We start from the raw sequence: 17056 nt of genomic DNA on the forward strand, positions 1-17056 counted from the left end.
CTGCGGTACCCTTGGCGGCTTTGCCGTAGCCGTCTCTGCACGCCGCCATGCCCACTGCCGCCGAACCCGTTTCCTACGATCCGAAATCCGTCGAGTCCCAGGCCCAGTCCTTCTGGGAGGCCCGGCGCGCCTTCGAGGTCGACGAGCGGTCGGACAAGCCGAAGTACTACTGCCTCTCGATGCTGCCGTATCCGTCGGGTGCGCTGCACATGGGCCATGTGCGCAACTACACGATCGGCGACGTGATCAGCCGCTACAAGCGAATGACCGGCCACAACGTGCTGCAGCCGATGGGCTGGGACGCCTTCGGGCTGCCGGCCGAGAACGCCGCGATCAAGAACAAGACCGCGCCGGCCAAGTGGACTTACGCCAACATCGACCACATGCGCAGCCAGCTGAAGTCGCTGGGCTACGCGATCGACTGGTCGCGCGAGTTCGCCACCTGCCGCCCGGACTATTACGTGCACGAGCAGCGCATGTTCACGCGCCTGCTGCGCAAGGGTTTGGCCTACCGCAAGAACTCGGTGGTGAACTGGGATCCGGTCGACCAGACCGTGCTGGCCAACGAGCAGGTCATCGATGGGCGCGGCTGGCGCAGCGGCGCGCTGGTGGAGAAGCGCGAGATTCCGCAATGGTTCCTGCGCATCACCGACTACGCGCAGGAACTGCTGGACGGGCTGGACGACCTGCCGGGCTGGCCGGATGCGGTCAAGACCATGCAGCGCAACTGGATCGGCCGTTCCGAAGGCCTGGAAATCCAGTTCAACGTCGAGGGCCACGAGCCGCTGACGGTGTTCACCACTCGACCCGACACGCTGATGGGCGTGACCTTCGTGTCGATCGCCGGTGAACATCCGCTGGCACTGAAGGCAGCGGCGTCGAATCCGGCACTGGCCGCGTTCCTGGAAGAGCTGAAGCATGGCGGCGTCTCGGAGGCGGAACTGGAGACGCAGGAAAAGCGCGGCATGGATACCGGCCTGCGCGCCATCCATCCGATCACCGGCGACCGGGTACCGGTGTGGGTCGCCAACTTCGTGCTGATGGGCTACGGCACCGGCGCGGTCATGGCCGTGCCCGGCCACGACCAGCGCGACTTCGAGTTCGCCACCAAGTACGCGTTGCCGATCCAGCAGGTCATCGCGCTGAAGGCACCGAGGAACGAGGAGGAGAAGGCCTACGACGCCACCACCTGGCGCGACTGGTACGGAGACAAGACGCGGGACGACCTGGAACTGGTCAACTCCGGCGAGTTCGACGGGCTGGACTACCGCGGCGCGTTCGAAGCTTTTGCCGAGCGCTTCGAGCGCAAGGGCCAGGGCCAGCGTCGCGTGAATTACCGCCTGCGCGACTGGGGCGTCAGCCGCCAGCGCTACTGGGGCTGCCCGATTCCCGTCATCTACTGCCAGAGCTGCGGCGCCGTGCCGGTGCCGGACGCCGACCTGCCGGTCGTGCTGCCCGAGAACGTCACCCTGGACGGCGTCAAGTCGCCGATCAAGGCCGACCCGGAATGGCGCAAGACGAAGTGTCCGCAGTGCGGCGCCGCCGCCGAGCGCGAGACCGACACCTTCGACACCTTCATGGAATCGAGCTGGTACTACGCGCGCTACACCTCGCCCGGCGCGAAGGACATGGTCGACAAGCGCGGCAACTACTGGCTGCCGGTCGACCAGTACATCGGCGGCATCGAGCACGCGATCCTGCACCTGATGTACTTCCGCTTCTACCACAAGCTCCTGCGCGACGCGCGGCTGGTGGACAGCGACGAGCCGGCCACGAATCTGCTGACGCAGGGCATGGTGATCGCCGAGACGTTCTATCGCGACAATGCCGATGGTTCGAAGGACTGGATCAATCCGGTCGATGTCGAGATCCAGCGCGACGACAAGGCGCGTGTCGTCGGCGCGACGCTGAAGGCCGACGGTCAGCCGGTGAAGATCGGCCCCGTCGAAAAGATGTCGAAGTCGAAGAACAACGGCGTCGATCCGCAGTCGATGGTCGACAAGTTCGGTGCGGATACCGTGCGTCTGTTCTCCATGTTCGCCGCACCACCCGAGCAGTCGCTGGAATGGAACGAGGCAGGTGTGGAAGGCATGGCGCGGTTCCTGCGCCGCCTGTGGACGCAGGTGCAGAAGCATGCCGCCGATGGCGCTTCGCCGGCGTTGGATGTGGCCGCGCTGAACGCGGACCAGAAGGCCCTGCGCCGCAAGACCCACGAGACCATCGACAAGGTCAGCCACGATTACGGCAAGCGCCACAGCTTCAACACCGCCATCGCGGCGGTGATGGAACTGTCCAACGCGCTGGGCAAGTTCGACGATGCCTCCCCTGAGGGGCGCGCCGTGCGCCAGGAAGCGCTGGAAGCGGCCGTGCTGCTGCTCAATCCCATCACGCCGCACGCGAGCCATGCGCTGTGGCAGGCGCTGGGCCACGGGGAAACGCTGATCGAGGATGTGGCGTTCCCGGTCGTGGACCCTGATGCACTGGTGCGCGACTCGGTAACGCTCGCGGTGCAGGTGAACGGCAAGCTGCGCGGCACCATCGACGTCGCCGCCGATGCGCCGCGCGACCACGTGGAAGCGCTCGCCAGGGCCGAGCCCAACACCGCGAAGTTCCTCGAGGGCCTGGCCATCCGGAAGGTCATCGTGGTGCCCGGCAAGATCGTCAACATCGTCGCGGGGTAAGGCACTCGACCGCCTTGCCCCTGTGTTCACCTCCGGTCCGGCTACGCTCTTGCCGCCCATGACAGGCTCGTCCAGACTTCGACCATGACCCGATTCCGCCTGCCCGCCCTCATCCTCGCCCTGACCCTGCTGGCCGGTTGCGGCTTCCACCTGCGCAACAAGATCGCGCTGCCGGCGGACCTGGGGCCGGTACGCGTGGAGGCATCATCGACTTCCTACAGCGCGCTGGTGACCAGCCTGTCGCGCGGCCTCCAGGCGGCCGGTGCCACGCTCGCCTCGTCGATCGGTGACGAACGCGACGATACGGCGTCCGGACAGGTCGCCACGCTCCGCGTCGTGTCCGAGCGTTGGGGCGATCTTCCGATCGCGGTCGACCAGTTCGGCCGTGCGCAGGAATTCAGCCTGCGCTATGCCGTCGTCTTCTCCTTCAAGAAGGCCGACGGCACCGACCTGGTGCCGCAGCAGGTGGTCGAACTGTCGCGCGACTACGTGTCGCCGCCGCAGGACGCGACCGGCACCTCGACCGAGCGCGAGGTGCTCGCCGACGAACTGCGCCGCGAGATGGCCGCCTCGATCCTGCGCCGCATCGACGGCGTCGTGCGCTCGGGCCCGGTGACGCCGGCCCCCTGATGGAACTCAAGCCGGAACAGCTGGCGGCGCGCGGAACCACCGAGCCGCTGCTGCCGGTATACCTGATCGCCGGCCCCGAGACGCTGCGGGTACTGGAAGCCGCGGATGCGGTGCGCGCGCAGGCGCGTGCGCAGGGCATCGGCGAACGGGAGGTCTTCGATGCCGACGGACGCGATTTCGACTGGGGCCAGCTGGAGGCGAGTTTCAATGCGCCCAGTCTCTTCAGCGCGCAGCGATTGGTCGAAGTCCGCCTGCCGGGAGGCAAGCCGGGCAAGGAGGGCGCCGAGGTCATCAGCGCGTTCTGCGCCAACCCGCCGTCCGACGTGGTGCTGCTGATCACGGCCGGAGAGTGGGGCAAGGCCTATCAGGGCAAATGGAGCGATGCCATCACGCGCGTCGGCGTGCTGGCGGTGGCCTGGGCCATCAAGCCGCACGAACTGCCGGGCTGGATCGAAGGCCGCCTGCGCAGCAAGGGCCTGCGCGCGGATCGCGATGCGGTGCAGCTGCTGGCGGATCGCGTTGAAGGCAACCTGCTCGCCGCAGCACAGGAAATCGACAAGCTTGCCTTGCTCAGCGACGGCGAGGTGCTCGATGCCGAGCGCATGGAATCGCTGGTTGCCAATGCCGCGCGCTACGACGTGTTCCGCCTGACTGACGCCGTGCTGGCGGGGCAGGGGGCACAGGTGTCGCGCATCCTGGCGGGATTGCGCGCCGAGGGCGACGTCGTCGCGGGCCTGATGCCGATGATCGTCAAGGAGCTGCTGCGCACCGCGTCGCTAGCGCGGGTGCAGGCCAACGGCGGCAACCTCGCTGCCGAAATGAAATCGCAAGGTATCTGGGAGGCGAAGCAGGCGCCCTTCAAGCGCGCACTGCAGCGCCATGCCACGCCCGCGCGCTGGGACCGCTTCGTCGCCGAGGCCTCGAAGATCGACCGCACCGCCAAGGGCCGTGGCGATGGCGACGCTTGGGTGGGGCTGGAGCGCCTGTTGCTGGCGATCGCGGACGCGAAGGCCGTGCGCCTGCTGGTCGCCTGATCCGGCGATGCTGCGCGTCTTCTACGGCGGTACTTTCGATCCCGTCCACAACGGACACCTGGCCATCGCGCGCGCGGCGCACGATGCCCTCGGCGTGCCGGTCCGCTTGATGCCGGCGGCGGATCCGCCGCATCGCGCTCCGCCGGGGGCCACCGCTGCGCAGCGCGCGCACCTGCTCGACCTCGCCACGTGGGACATCCCGGGCCTGTGCGTGGATCGGCGGGAACTGGACCGCGCCGCGCGCGAGCCGACCTCCCGTTCCTACACGATCGACACGCTGCGGGAGCTGAGGAGCGAGCTGGGCAACGTCGTTCCCATCGCGCTGTTGATCGGCGCGGACAGCCTGCTCGGACTGCCCACCTGGCGGGCGTGGACGGCGCTGCTCGACCTCACGCATTTCGTCGTCGCCGACCGGCCGGGCAGTGGGCTGGATTCAGCGCTGCCGCCCGTGCTCGCCACCGCTCTCGAGGGTCGCTGGACGGACCACCCGGACGATCTGGCGCGGGTGGCCGCGGGGCGCGTGTTCCGGTTGCACCAGCCCCTGCAGCCCGAATCGGCCACCGAAATCCGCCGCCGCATCGCAACGGGCGAAGCCTGGCGCCAGCTCGTGCCCGCGCGGGTGGCGGAGGCCATTGCCGACGAAAGGCTGTACGCCTCACGGGCCGCCGACACGGGTCCGCTATAATCCCGGCCGTATTCCCAGAGCCACCAAGCCTTTGTCCAGCCAAGCCCACGTCATCAAGACCCGCCTTCCCAGCCCGCCGCCGGCCCTGCCGGACTTGCTCGCCACGGTGCATGCCGCGGTGCAGGAACTGAAAGCCAAGGATGTCGTCGAGATCGACGTGCGCGGCAAGTCCAGCGTCGCCGATTACCTGGTGATCGCCTCGGGCACTTCCACCCGCCACGTGAAATCGATCGCGGACGAGGTGGTGAAGTTCGCCAAGAAGCTCGACGTGATGCCGCTGGGCGTGGAAGGCGAACGCGAGGCCGAGTGGGTACTGGTGGACCTCGGCGATGTCATCGTCCACGTCATGCTGCCCCGCGTGCGCGAGTTCTACGCGCTGGAGCGCCTGTGGACCGTCGGCGACCAGCCGCCGGAAGACGTCGAGACCGCGGACGAATCGCGGCTCTAGGGGTTGTCGATGGCCAGGGAAGGTCGTTGGAATTTCTATGCGCTCCGTGTGGATGAGCAGCCTGCATCGATCTATCTCGACCTGAGCCTGGCCGACGAGGTCAGGACCGATGATTACCCGGTGATGGCGTGGTTACGTGTGGAAATGCGCGATCCCCGGGATGACGGACTGTCGAGCCAGCAGGAGTTCGATGCGCTGATTGCGTTGGAGGACCGGGTGGTCCCGTTGCTGGCGACTGAGGGGCGGGGCGTCTACGCCGGTCGCAATACTTCCTCGGGTTGCCGCGATTTCTATTTCTACTTGACGGCGGGCGATGCTTGGGATGAGCAGGTTGAGCAGGCCATGCGTGCGGCGTCCGAGTATCGCTACCAGTCCGGGCATCGTCCCGATCCGACATGGAGCACGTATCGCGAGTTCCTTTTTCCCGACGCGCGCACGCGAGAGTCGATGGAGAACCGCGATGTCTGCGCCGTCCTAGAAGATCGGGGCGACGCGCTGCGGCAGCCGCGGGAGATCTATCACTGGGCCTACTTTTCCAGCTCCGATGCGCGCGATGAGTTCCTGCGCAGGGCCGCCGCCATCGGGTTCAAGAGCCGCACGCAAAATAACGACGATGACGGAGAGCAGGGGTGGGGGGCACAGGTGTTTCGCCGCGACGTTCCCGCCTATGACACCATCGACGACATCTGCCTGCCGCTGTATGACCTCGCGAGCGAATGCGGCGGTCGCTATGACGGATGGGAGTGCGAAGCGATCTCCCGACCCTCCTAGCCTGCCACGTGGCGCACTGCGGCGATAACATGTCCATATGAAATGCCGCCTCATCGCTACCGGAGAACGCGCGCCCACATGGGTCGCGCAAGGCTTCGCCGAATACCAGAAGCGTCTGTCGCACTGGCTGCCGTTCGAGCTGGTCGAGATCGAGCCCGGTCTGCGCGGCAAGGGCCGTGATCCGCAGCGGGCCATCGAAGACGAGGGAAAGCGGGTGTTGGCGGCGTTGCCGAAAAGCGCGCATGTCGTGGCGCTGGAAGTCACCGGCAAGCCTTACTCCTCCGAACAGCTCGCGCAACGGCTCGAACACTGGCGCACGCTGGGCCGCGACATCGCGCTGTTGATCGGCGGCCCCGAGGGCCATGCCCCGGATGTGCTCGCGGCGGCGCACGAGAAATGGTCGCTCAGTCCGCTGACGCTGCCGCACATGCTGGTGCGGCTGGTGGTCGCCGAACAGGTCTACCGCGCGGCGGCGATGCTGGCGAATCATCCGTACCATCGCGCATGAGGCTTGCGGCTCTCGGTAGGCGCGATGTGAGTCGCGACCGGGTGAGGTGCGCGGCAGGGACGGTCTAGGTGGAGAGTCGGCGACCCGCCGCGAGGTTGCCGGTGCTCTCTGGTGCGTGGTCGCGACTCACGTCGCACCTACAGGAACAGCAGGAGGCCCGCCTTTCGGCGGGCTTCGACTTTTTCAGTTCGGATGCATCACTGCAGGTTGAACGCGATCGGCACCAGGCCGTAAGCCTGCACCGCCTGTCCGTTCTGCATGGCGGGCTTGAAGCGCCAGGTCTTCAACACGTGCTGCCGCGCTTCCTTGTCGAGGTTGCGGTTGCCGCTACTGGTCTCCACGCTCACGTCGACCGGCCTTCCATCGATGTCCACGAGTACGCGCAGGATCACCGTGCCCTGGATGCCGTTGCGCAGCTCGTTGGTCGGATAACGCGGCGACGTCGCACGGACGTATTCCAGCGTGGCGGACTGCAGCGGGCCGGCGCCCAGCGACGTGCCGGTTGACGCGGTGCTGTCGATGGCCGGAAGGTCGATCGTGCGCTCAATACCGGGGTCCACCACGGCCGGCGTGTCGACGATGGTCGTGTCCGTGGTCACCGTGCGGGCCGGAACGACCGGGCGCGGCTCCTCGCGCTTGACGGTGGTCTGCTGTTCCTCGATCGGTACGACGACCGGAACCGGCTCTTCCTTCTGGATCCAGCGCACCACGGGTTTCGGCTTGACCGTGGGCGTGATCGGGGGCGCCGCCATCGGCATCAGCAGCATGAGCAGGGCGGCGGCGTGCACCGCGATGGCGGCCGCGATGGCCGCAATGCGGCCGATGTCGATGCGGGTATCGGAACCGTGGGGTAGTGCGCGAACCATGATCCACCTCCTTGAGGGCTGTGAACGGAACAACGCTCGGTCGCGGGGAGTGGGGTTGCAACGTCCCGGCGCCGCACGTCCAGACTGTACTCCGGCGGATGGCGTGCGCAAGAGGGGGCGGACTTCGACCTTTGGCGTAGCCCGGTCGCCCGGCCCGGAAACGAAAACGGCGCCCCCGGGGCGCCGTCGTCGTGGACCGGCGGGCGCTGGCCTTACTTGCCCAGTTCGAACACCACGTCCAGGTTGATCGAGACGGTGGTCTCGCCAGGCGAGACCGGGGGGGCGCCGCTGGCGTCACGCGCTTCCATCTTGGCCATGGCCATCATCGGGACCGGGCGGAAACCGCCGTTGCCCTCGGAAATGCTGACGATCCGGCGCACTTTCAGCCCCAGCGACCTGGCATAGGTTTCGGCACGCGACTGGGCTTTCTTCAATGCGGCGAGGCGGGCTTCGTCGTACACCGGCTCCGGGTTGTCGATCTCGAAGCTGGGGCCATTGATCTGGTTGGCGCCCACGCCGGCCAGCGCATCCAGCACCTTGCCCAGCTTGGCGATGTCGCGGACCTTGATGCTGACGGTGTTGTTGGCCTGGTAGCCGGTGATCTTCGGGGCTTCGTTCTCGGCGTAGCGATACTGCGGGTTCAGGCTGATGCCGCTGGTCTGCACGTCCTTGTCGGCGATGCCGGCGGCCTTGATGGCCGACACGACCTTGGCCATCTGCTCGCTGTTCTGGCGCATGGCCGTGTTGCCGTCCACGGCCTGCGTCACCACCCCGGCGGAGATGGTGGCGATGTCCGGCACGCGCGACGCGTCGGCCTGCGCCGAGACGTTGAGCAGGGTGCCGTCGGAGGGCACGGCGTAGGCGGGTGCGGTCTGGGCGTGGCTGGTCATGGCGACGGTGGTTCCAAGGGACAGGGTCAGGGCGAGCAGCAGCGGGCGGATCAGGGGCAGGCGCATGGGATCTCCTTTTCGTGGTTCGAGTGGCGGGCACCCGGTCGTCGGCGACGCGCAAGGGTGTTCACGATGACATGAACGCGTCGTGATCTGGCGCAGGGTTAGCGGGATTCGGCCGACATCAGCGGTCATTCAGTCAGGCGCCGCGGGTTATTCTTTCGTGATGCTCTATCTGGCCTCCCAATCCCCGCGACGTGCCGAACTGCTGACCCGCCTGGGCCTGTCCTTCGGACGGATCGACCTCGATATCCCCGAACACCGCCAGCCCGGCGAGCCCGCCGTCGACTATGTCCGCCGCGTCGCCCGCGAGAAGGCGGGTGCCGGATTGCTGAAGGTCGTGGCCACCCCGGATGCCGTGGTGCTGGGGGCCGATACCGAGGTGATCCTGGGCGACGAGGTGTTCGGCAAGCCGGTGGACACCGCCGATGCCGCCGCCATGCTGCGTCGCCTGTCCGGCCGCACGCATCAGGCCGTCTCAGCCGTCTCGGTGGTCAGCGCCTCGCGCGAGGCGCAGGCGCTGGTGGTCACCGATGTCAGCTTCGCCGAGCTGGACGAGGATGACATCGCGGCCTATGTCGCCAGTGGCGAAGCGATCGGCAAGGCGGGGGCCTACGGTATCCAGGGGCGTGCGGAGCAGTTCGTCACCCGCCTGTCCGGCAGTTATTCGGCGGTGATGGGGCTGCCGCTGCACGAAACGGCGAAGCTGCTCCGCGACTTCGGCATCCATCCGTCGGCATCCGCCACTCCTGTGTCAGCCTGAGGGAAGGACCCCATGTCGGAAGAAATCCTGGTCAACGTCACCCCGCGCGAAACGCGCGTCGCGGTGATCGAAAACGGCATGCTGCAGGAATTGCACATCGAGCGCGGCTGGCGCCGGGGCGTGGTGGGCAACATCTACAAGGGCAAGGTGCAGCGGGTGATGCCCGGCATGCAGGCCGCGTTCGTCGAAGTGGGATTGGACCGGGCGGCGTTCCTGCATGCGAACGACATCGTGCGTTCGTCGCCGGGCGCGGTGGCCGATGGTGAAGACGCACCGCTGCCCACGCCGCCGGCGGCACCGATCATGGACCTGCTCCGCGACGGGCAGGACATCGTGGTGCAGGTGGTGAAGGATCCCATCGGCAGCAAGGGCGCGCGGCTCACCACGCAGATCAGCATTCCGTCGCGCTACCTGGTGCTGTTGCCTCAGTCGAAGGTGATCGGCGTGTCGGCGCGCATCGAGGACGAAACCGAGCGCCAGCGCCTCAAGCAGGTCGTCGGCGAACTGGCCGGCCTGCACGGTGGCCACGGCTACATCATCCGCACCAATGCCGAGGGCCAGCCGGCCGAGGCGCTGGCCGAAGACATCGCGTACCTGTCCCGCGTCTGGAACGTGGTGGAGCGCCGCGGCCGCGAATCGCCTTCGTGCAGCGTGCTGTACGAAGACCTCAGCCTGCCGCTGCGCGCCGTGCGCGACCTCATCCGCAAGGACGTGGAGAAGGTCAAGGTCGATTCGAAGGAAACCCACGAGCGCCTGCAGGCGTTCGTCGCCAAGTACATGCCGGTGCTGGCCGAACGGATCGAACTCTATTCCGGTGAGCGGCCCATCTTCGATCTCTACGGAGTCGAGGACGAAATCGGTCGCGCGCTGGACAAGCAGGTGCCGCTGAAGTCCGGTGGCTACCTGGTGATCGACCAGACCGAGGCCATGACGACGGTCGACGTGAACACCGGTTCGTTCCTGGGCCAGCGCAACCTGGAAGAAACCGTCTATCGCACCAACCTGGAGGCCGCGCAGGCGGTCGCGCGCCAGCTGCGGCTGCGCAACCTGGGCGGCATCATCATCATCGACTTCATCGACATGGACGATCCGGAGCACCGGCGTCAGGTGCTGCGCACGCTGGAGAAATCGCTCGCCAAAGACCATGCCAAGACCACGGTGTACGAATTCTCGCCGCTCGGCCTGGTGGAGATGACGCGCAAGCGCACGGTGGAAAGCCTCGCGCGCCAGCTGTCGGAACCGTGCCCGGAATGCAGTGGCCGCGGCAGCATCAAGACCACCGAAACCGTCACCTACGAGATCTTCCGCGAGATCACGCGTGCCGTGCGCCAGTTCGAGGCCGCGCGCCTGCTCGTGATCGCATCCCCCAAGGTGGTCGCCCGCATCACCGATGAGGAATCGACCGCGGTCGCGGAGCTGGAGGAATTCCTCGGCAAGTCGATCCGCTTCCAGGCCGACGAGCAGTACCTGCAGGAGCAGTTCGATGTCGTGCTGCTGTAAGCCCGGGGGGCGGGCGTCGGCATTCGGAAGCCGCAAGAGCGGATCCCGGCGTCTGCGCTCCGGGCGACCGAACGCAGACACCCGCATCCCGGCGAGCGCCGCGAACTGATGCCCACGCCGCTGCGCCGCCGCCTGCGCCTGGCCCGCCGGGGTGCCGTCTACGGCATCGCCGTGGTGCTGGTGTGCATGGCCGTGGTGCTCGGCATCGCCAGCCAGGTGTTGCCGTTGGCCGAGCGCCATCCGGACCGCGTCGCCGCGTGGTTGAGCGAGCGAGCCGGACGGCCGGTCGCCTTCGATGCCGTGAAGACACAATGGACGCGACGCGGGCCGCTGCTGCAGCTCGACGGCCTGCGCCTGGGCGAAGGCGACAGCGGCGTGCGCATCGGCCAGGCGGAAGTGCTCGTGTCGATGTATGGCGGCCTGCTGCCCGGTCGTTCGTTCACCGAATTGCGCCTGCGTGGCCTGTCGTTGACCTTGCAGCGTGGTGACGACGGCACTTGGTCGGTGCGGGGCCTGCCGGGGCAGCAGCAGTCCGGCGACGATCCGCTGCGCAGTCTCGAGGGGTTGGGCGAGTTGCAGGTCATCGACGGCAGGCTCGCCGTCGTTGCGCCTTCGCTGGGCTGGGACATCCGGCTGCCCGAGATCGATCTGCGCCTGCGGGTCGAGGGCGACCGCGTGCGTGCCGGCACACGGGCGTGGATCAGCAAGGACGCTGCGCCGCTGAACGTCGCCGTGGATTTCGACCGCAAGGCGGGCGATGGCCGTGCGTACCTGGATGTGTCCGCGGACGATATCGGCGCCTGGTCGCCGTTGCTTCGCTATGCCGGCGTCGTCGCCGAGCGTGGCAAGGGACGCGTGCAGGCGTGGACGGAATTGCGCCGTCATCGCGTGGTGCTGGTGACGGCGGACGCCAACCTGCAGCAGGTCGGGCTGCGCGGCGCGCCGCTGGCGGATGCCGACGCGCCGACCCGGATCGCGTTCGACCAGATGGAAGGCCGCATGCGCTGGCGCCTGGTCTCCGGCGGCTGGCGGCTGGACGCGCCGCGCTTGCGCGTGGGCACGGCGCCGGCCGTGCAGACGTTGGATGGCCTGGTGCTGGCTGGCGGCGAACGCTATGCGCTGCTGGCCGACCAGGTGGATGCGGCGCCGTTGTTCGCCGTCCTCGGCCTGAGCGACAAGGTCGACGCCGGCCTGCGCCGCTGGCTGGTGCAGGCACGGCCGGGCGCACGGCTCGCGCGACTGACCCTCGCCGGTCGCCGCGACGGCGGGCTGCGTGCGGAAGGCCGGTTGCGCGACATCTCGTTCCGGACCGTGGGCGATGCCCCCGGTCTCAGCGGCCTTGCCGGCGACTTCGACGGCGACGCGGAGGGTTTCCGGCTGACGCTGGATCCTGCGTCGGTGATGCGTTTCGACTGGCCCAGCGGATTCGCCGTGGTGCACGACGTGCGACTGAAGGGCGATGTGCTCGGCTGGCGCGAAGGCGGCGGGTGGCGTGTCGGCACCAGCGCGCTGCACGTACAGGGCGAACAGTACGCGGCCGATGTGCGCGGCGGGATGTGGTTCCAGGGCGACGGCACGCGGCCCTGGATCGACGTGGCGGCGGACCTGGCCGATGCGCCCGTCCCGGTGGCGAAAGGTTTCTGGATCCACCACAAGATGTCGAAGGCGGCCGTCGACTGGCTGGATGCCGCGCTGGTCGGCGGCACCGTGCGGAACGGGCGCGCGATCGTCAGCGGCGACCTGGACGACTGGCCGTTCAATGATCGCGACGGTCGCTTCGAGGCGGTCGCAAACATCGAGCGTGGGCAGTTCAAGTTCCAGCCGGAGTGGCCGCCACTCGAGCAGGTGGATGCCGACATCGCCTTCATCGGCAACGGATTCGAACTGAAGGGACGAGGCGCGTTGGGCGGCGTTGCGATCCCGGCGTTCCAGGCCGGCATCGCCGATTTCGCCGCGGGCGATCTGAAGATCGCAGCGCGTACCGACACGGAGGCGGGCAAGCTGCTGGCATTGCTGAGGCAGAGTCCGTTGCGCAAGACCTACGGCGACACCCTGGACCACCTGCAGGCCAAGGGACCGGTCGCGGCGACCTTCGACCTGCTGCAGCCGCTGCATGCCGCCGAGCAGATACGCAAGAAGCTCGCCGGCACGGTGGACCTCAAGGGCGCGCAGTTGTCGGAAACGCGCTGGAACCTGGTGTTCGACAACGTGCGTGGCAAGGCGAAATACGACGACGGCGGTTTCGCGTCAGGCCCGCTGCAGGTGGTGCACGACGGACTGCCCGGTGTGCTGGGCCTGCGCGCAGGCAGCGGCACGCGCGACCGCAACCAGGCGTTCGAAGCCGACCTGTCCGCAGCCGTCGATGCCGACCGCCTGCTCGATCGCGCGCCCGAGATGGCATGGCTGAAGCCCTACATGGACGGGCGTTCGTCGTGGACCGTGGGCGTGACGATTCCGCGTACGCCGACGGGCGCGGTGTCTCCGCCCACCCAGCTCAGCCTGACGTCCGATCTGGTCGGCACGGCAATGAGCCTGCCGGCCCCCATGCGCAAAGCGTCCGCAACGCCACTGCCGACGACGGTCCGCGCCCCCTTGCCCATCGGCAGCGGTGAGATTGATGTGGCGTTCGGCGATCTGCTGGCGTTGCGCGCGCGCACTACCAACGGGCAGACCGGGGTGCGTGTCGTACTCGGCAGCGACCGGGTGATGGACGCGCCGCCATCGTCGGGTCTGGTGGCGACGGGGCGCACCGGAACCCTCGATGCGATGGAGTGGATCGCGGTCGCGCGCGGCGGGGGCGATGATGCCGATGGCGTGCCGCTGCGGCATATCGATGTCACTGCCGAGCGTCTGCTGATGATCGGTTCGGTGTTCCCCGATACGCGCCTGCAACTCGCGCCGGCGCAGCAGGCACTGGCGGTGTCGCTGGATGGCGATGCGCTGTCGGGTGCCCTGCTGGTACCCGATGCGAAGGGCGCGCCGATCGCCGGCAAGCTGGCGCGCGTGCACTGGCGCAAGGCGCCCGTCGAAGGTGCGCCGGTCGCCGCGTCGGGCGCGCGCGCCGCCACCGACGACATCGATCCCGCTGCCGTCCCGCCGCTGTCGCTGGACGTCGAGGATCTCCGTTTCGGCGATGCGCGATTGGGCACGGCCAAGCTGCGCACGCGCCAGCAGGCCGATGGCATGCACGTGGACCAGTTGCAGCTGCGCTCTCCCGGCCAGCAGATCGACGTGCGTGGCCAGTGGACCGGCACGACGTCCGCCGCCCGCACGCGTTTCGCGGCCGATGTGAAGAGCGAGAACTTCGGGGTGCTGTTCGACGATCTTGGCCTGGGCGATCGGGTGGGGGGCGGTCATGGCCAGATCAGCGCCGAGGCCGCATGGCCGGGAAGCCCTGCAGCGTTCCGCCTGGCCGCACTCGACGGCAACGTGAAGCTGGCCGTGCGCGACGGTCACCTGCTCGAAGTGGAACCCGGCGCGGGCCGTGTACTGGGCCTGCTGAGCGTGGCCGAGGTGCGGCGCCGGCTGATGCTCGACTTCAGCGACTTCTTCTCCAAGGGCTTCGCGTTCAACCGCATCGACGGCGATATCCGGATTGGCGGCGGACTGGCACGCAGCGACAACCTGCTGATCGATGGTCCCGCGGCCGAGATCGCGATCCGCGGCGATACCGACCTGCGCAGCGAACGGTTCGACCAGACCGTCGACGTGAAGCCCAAATCCGCCAACGTGCTGACTGCCGTCGGCGCCGTGGCCGGTGGCCCCATCGGTGCGGCGGTGGGCGCGGTTGCCAACGCGGTGCTGAAGAAGCCCCTGTCCGAGATGGGCGCCAAGACCTATCGCGTCACCGGCCCGTGGAAGTCGCCCAAGGTCGAGGTGGTGGGACGCGAACAGTCTCGCGTGCGCACGGACGACGACGACCGTACCGACAGCGCGGGCGCGCCCTGACGCCGCCTGTCCGCGGCCGCGCTTGCCGCGGCCGTTTTCCGCCCCCATTGTGATGACCATGACCCTGCCGATCACGCTCGCCGAAACCCGCCTCCTCCTGCCTGCCGGACTGGACCCGTCCGGCCTCGACCGCGCCTTCGGCACGCTGCTGGGCCCCGGGATCGATTTCGGCGACCTGTACTTCCAGCACGCCCGACGCGAGAGCTGGACGGTCGAGGACGGCATCGTCAAGGACGGGGCGCATTCGATCGAACAGGGCGTCGGCGTGCGCGCCATCTCCGGCGAAAAGACCGGATTCGCGTATTCGGACGACATCAACGCGCAGGCACTGCTCGAGGCGTCGAAATCGGCACGCGCCATCGCGCGCGACGGCGCGACCCATGCGCCACGCACGCTGGTACGCAGCGGCGGCCGCGCGCTGTACGCCGGCGACGATCCCATCGATGCGATGGGGAACGATGCCAAGGTCGAGGCGCTGCGTGCGGTGGATCGTTCCCTGCGCGCGGCCGATCCGCGCGTGCAACAGGTCACCGTCAGTCTCTCCGGCGGCATCGATACCGTGCTGGTCGCGCGCAGCGACGGGGTGATGGCCTCCGATGTGCGCCCGTTGGTGCGCTTGAACGTGCAGGTGATCGTCGAGCAGAACGGACGCCGCGAATCCGGCTATGCCGGCATGGGCGGCCGCTACGGTTATGCCGAACTGTTCGCGGACGGCAAGCCCGAAGACCTCGCGCGCGAGGCGCTGCGCCAGGCGCTGGTGAACCTGGACGCCATCGACGCGCCCGCCGGCATCATGCCGGTGGTGCTCGGTAGCGGCTGGCCGGGCGTGCTGCTGCACGAAGCGGTCGGGCATGGCTTGGAAGGCGACTTCAATCGCAAGGGCACCAGTGTGTACGCCGGCCGCATCGGCGAGCAGGTGGCATCGAAGGGCGTCACCATCGTCGACGACGGCACGCTGCCTGGACGCCGCGGATCGCTCAACATCGACGACGAAGGCACGCCGACGAACTGCACCACGCTGATCGAGGATGGCGTGCTGGTCGGCTACATGCAGGACACCCACAACGCGCGGCTGATGGGCGTCGCGCCCACGGGCAACGGTCGTCGCGAATCGTTCGCGCACCTGCCGATGCCGCGCATGACCAACACCTACATGCTGGCCGGGCAGGACGATCCGGAAGACATGATCCGCTCGGTGAAGAAGGGCCTGTACGCCGTCAATTTCGGCGGCGGGCAGGTCGACATCACCAGCGGCAAGTACGTGTTCTCGGCCACCGAGGCCTACCTGATCGAAGACGGCCGCATCACCGCGCCGGTGAAGGGCGCCACCCTGATCGGCAACGGTCCGGACACCATGCAGAAGGTGAGGATGATCGGCCACGACCTGGCGTTGGACCAGGGCGTCGGTGTCTGCGGCAAGGACGGCCAGAGCGTGCCGGTCGGCGTGGGCCAGCCGTCGCTGTTGATCGAGAGCTTGACGGTAGGCGGGACGAAAGCGTGATGCATTCCTGGCTGTCCCTTCTCCCGTCGGGAGAAGGTGCCCCGAAGGGGCGGATGAGGGTGCGGCGGAGTCCATGACGCCTGCCTCGCACGGACTTCGCCGAACCCTCACCCCAACCCCTCTCCCGAGGGGAGAGGGGCTATTCCGTCTCGTCGTCTTCGGGGGCCTGCGTATCGAGCGAGGACAGTACTTCGCGCAGTTCCCGGAAAAGTTCGCGGAACGCGCGCGGCGGTTTGTTCTTCGCTTTTTCGTCGAGCGCGTTGCGCACGAGTTGTCGGAGCTTCTGGCGGTCGGCCGTCGGGAATTCGTCCAGCAGGTCCGCCAGCGCCTGGTCGCCGCCGGCCAGCAGGCGGTCGCGCCATTGCTCGGCGCGATGCAGCAGCGCCGTCTCGCGTCGCGCGGCGTCGCCGCCTTCGTCCATCGCATCGCGGATGGCTTCCAGTACCTCGTCCTCTTCCCGTCGCATCTGCTTGGCCAGGAACTGCAGCTGGCGCTTGTGCGCGATGTGCGAGGTGATGCGCTGGGTTTCCACGATATGCGGCATCAGCTCCTCCGGAATCGGCAGGCGCGCCAGCTGCGCGGGCGGCAGCGCCACCAGTTTTTCGGCCAGGCTGCGGATCTCCAGCGCTTCGCCCCGCTGCTGGGTACGGCTGGGGCTGAGGAATTCGCCGGTTTCGGGGTCGCGTCCGCGCATGGTGCTGCCTCTTTCTCTCGCTTCCGTCGCATCGCGCGGACGCCTGGATTCATCCGATCCTGCCCTGCGGGCGCGGA

The 17056-nt window shown here is 68.0% G+C and carries 14 protein-coding genes; 11 read left to right on the forward strand and 3 right to left on the reverse strand.

The genetic code is table 11. The features are described from left to right. Positions 1-47 precede the first annotated feature (47 nt). From leuS to rlmH, 7 genes are all read left to right on the forward strand, one after another. Complete coding sequence (gene leuS, locus Q0907_RS06640) at positions 48-2681, forward strand: leucine--tRNA ligase (protein WP_299342756.1); 2634 nt, start codon at positions 48-50, stop codon at positions 2679-2681. An 84-nt stretch (positions 2682-2765) separates the two neighbouring features. Then, a complete protein-coding gene (gene lptE / locus Q0907_RS06645) occupies positions 2766-3311 on the forward strand; it encodes an LPS assembly lipoprotein LptE (protein WP_299342758.1) in 546 nt (181 codons plus the stop codon). Beyond that, positions 3311-4345, forward strand: coding sequence for a DNA polymerase III subunit delta (gene holA / locus Q0907_RS06650; protein ID WP_299342760.1), 1035 nt, complete (start codon positions 3311-3313; stop codon positions 4343-4345). The genes lptE and holA overlap by 1 nt, the downstream gene beginning before the upstream one ends. A gap of 7 nt (positions 4346-4352) precedes the next feature. After that, positions 4353-5030, forward strand: coding sequence for a nicotinate-nucleotide adenylyltransferase (gene nadD / locus Q0907_RS06655; protein WP_299342761.1), 678 nt, complete (start codon positions 4353-4355; stop codon positions 5028-5030). 31 nt (positions 5031-5061) lie between these two features. Further along, positions 5062-5478 carry a ribosome silencing factor gene (gene rsfS / locus Q0907_RS06660; RefSeq protein WP_056878289.1) on the forward strand — a complete coding sequence of 139 codons (417 nt, stop codon included), beginning with the start codon at positions 5062-5064 and terminating at the stop codon, positions 5476-5478. 9 nt (positions 5479-5487) lie between these two features. Beyond that, positions 5488-6249, forward strand: a complete 762-nt coding sequence (locus tag Q0907_RS06665) for a DUF695 domain-containing protein (RefSeq protein ID WP_299342763.1) — start codon at positions 5488-5490, stop codon at positions 6247-6249. A 37-nt stretch (positions 6250-6286) separates the two neighbouring features. After that, entirely contained in the window at positions 6287-6757 is a 471-nt protein-coding gene (rlmH, locus tag Q0907_RS06670) for a 23S rRNA (pseudouridine(1915)-N(3))-methyltransferase RlmH (protein ID WP_241046881.1), read from the forward strand. A gap of 197 nt (positions 6758-6954) precedes the next feature. Here rlmH and Q0907_RS06675 read toward each other — a convergent pair whose 3' ends face one another. Further along, on the reverse strand, positions 6955-7623 hold the full coding sequence (locus Q0907_RS06675; protein WP_299342765.1) for an energy transducer TonB: 669 nt from the start codon (positions 7621-7623) through the stop codon (positions 6955-6957). 212 nt (positions 7624-7835) lie between these two features. Then, positions 7836-8579: an SIMPL domain-containing protein gene (locus Q0907_RS06680; RefSeq protein ID WP_296280327.1), complete on the reverse strand. Its 744-nt coding sequence runs from the start codon at positions 8577-8579 to the stop codon at positions 7836-7838. Between the two features lie 160 nt (positions 8580-8739). On the opposite strand from Q0907_RS06680, the gene Q0907_RS06685 reads away from it, so the two are divergent. The 4 genes from Q0907_RS06685 to tldD all read left to right on the forward strand — a co-directional run bounded on the left by Q0907_RS06685 (position 8740) and on the right by tldD (position 16285). Further along, the gene (locus tag Q0907_RS06685) at positions 8740-9336 is read left to right on the forward strand and encodes a Maf family nucleotide pyrophosphatase (protein ID WP_299343839.1); all 597 of its coding nucleotides are present in this window, start codon (positions 8740-8742) and stop codon (positions 9334-9336) included. A gap of 12 nt (positions 9337-9348) precedes the next feature. Continuing rightward, positions 9349-10836 carry a ribonuclease G gene (gene rng, locus Q0907_RS06690; protein WP_296280330.1) on the forward strand — a complete coding sequence of 496 codons (1488 nt, stop codon included), beginning with the start codon at positions 9349-9351 and terminating at the stop codon, positions 10834-10836. A gap of 108 nt (positions 10837-10944) precedes the next feature. Then, on the forward strand, positions 10945-14784 hold the full coding sequence (locus tag Q0907_RS06695; protein ID WP_299342767.1) for a YhdP family protein: 3840 nt from the start codon (positions 10945-10947) through the stop codon (positions 14782-14784). Positions 14785-14836: 52 nt separating this feature from the next. Then, positions 14837-16285 (forward strand): metalloprotease TldD, encoded by a 1449-nt coding sequence (tldD, locus tag Q0907_RS06700; RefSeq protein WP_299342769.1) that lies wholly within the window; start codon positions 14837-14839, stop codon positions 16283-16285. A 139-nt stretch (positions 16286-16424) separates the two neighbouring features. Here the strand turns inward: tldD and yjgA are convergent, their stop codons facing one another. Beyond that, positions 16425-16979 carry a ribosome biogenesis factor YjgA gene (gene yjgA, locus Q0907_RS06705; protein ID WP_343125249.1) on the reverse strand — a complete coding sequence of 185 codons (555 nt, stop codon included), beginning with the start codon at positions 16977-16979 and terminating at the stop codon, positions 16425-16427. Between the last annotated feature and the right edge of the window lie 77 nt (positions 16980-17056).

The organism is uncultured Pseudoxanthomonas sp. (genome assembly GCF_947498795.1).
GTDB lineage: Bacteria > Pseudomonadota > Gammaproteobacteria > Xanthomonadales > Xanthomonadaceae > Pseudoxanthomonas_A.

Excerpts from the sequence above, each read along its gene's own strand:
- Q0907_RS06680 (WP_296280327.1), bottom strand. The coding sequence starts at position 8,579 with ATGCGCCTGCCCCTGATCCGCCCGCTGCTGCTCGCCCTGACCCTGTCC.
- leuS (WP_299342756.1), top strand. The coding sequence starts at position 48 with ATGCCCACTGCCGCCGAACCCGTTTCCTACGATCCGAAATCCGTCGAG.
- nadD (WP_299342761.1), top strand. The coding sequence starts at position 4,353 with ATGCTGCGCGTCTTCTACGGCGGTACTTTCGATCCCGTCCACAACGGA.
- Q0907_RS06665 (WP_299342763.1), top strand. The coding sequence starts at position 5,488 with ATGGCCAGGGAAGGTCGTTGGAATTTCTATGCGCTCCGTGTGGATGAG.
- tldD (WP_299342769.1), top strand. The coding sequence starts at position 14,837 with ATGACCATGACCCTGCCGATCACGCTCGCCGAAACCCGCCTCCTCCTG.
- yjgA (WP_343125249.1), bottom strand. The coding sequence starts at position 16,979 with ATGCGCGGACGCGACCCCGAAACCGGCGAATTCCTCAGCCCCAGCCGT.
- holA (WP_299342760.1), top strand. The coding sequence starts at position 3,311 with ATGGAACTCAAGCCGGAACAGCTGGCGGCGCGCGGAACCACCGAGCCG.
- Q0907_RS06695 (WP_299342767.1), top strand. The coding sequence starts at position 10,945 with ATGCCCACGCCGCTGCGCCGCCGCCTGCGCCTGGCCCGCCGGGGTGCC.
- Q0907_RS06685 (WP_299343839.1), top strand. The coding sequence starts at position 8,740 with ATGCTCTATCTGGCCTCCCAATCCCCGCGACGTGCCGAACTGCTGACC.
- rlmH (WP_241046881.1), top strand. The coding sequence starts at position 6,287 with ATGAAATGCCGCCTCATCGCTACCGGAGAACGCGCGCCCACATGGGTC.
- Q0907_RS06675 (WP_299342765.1), bottom strand. The coding sequence starts at position 7,623 with ATGGTTCGCGCACTACCCCACGGTTCCGATACCCGCATCGACATCGGC.
- lptE (WP_299342758.1), top strand. The coding sequence starts at position 2,766 with ATGACCCGATTCCGCCTGCCCGCCCTCATCCTCGCCCTGACCCTGCTG.
- rng (WP_296280330.1), top strand. The coding sequence starts at position 9,349 with ATGTCGGAAGAAATCCTGGTCAACGTCACCCCGCGCGAAACGCGCGTC.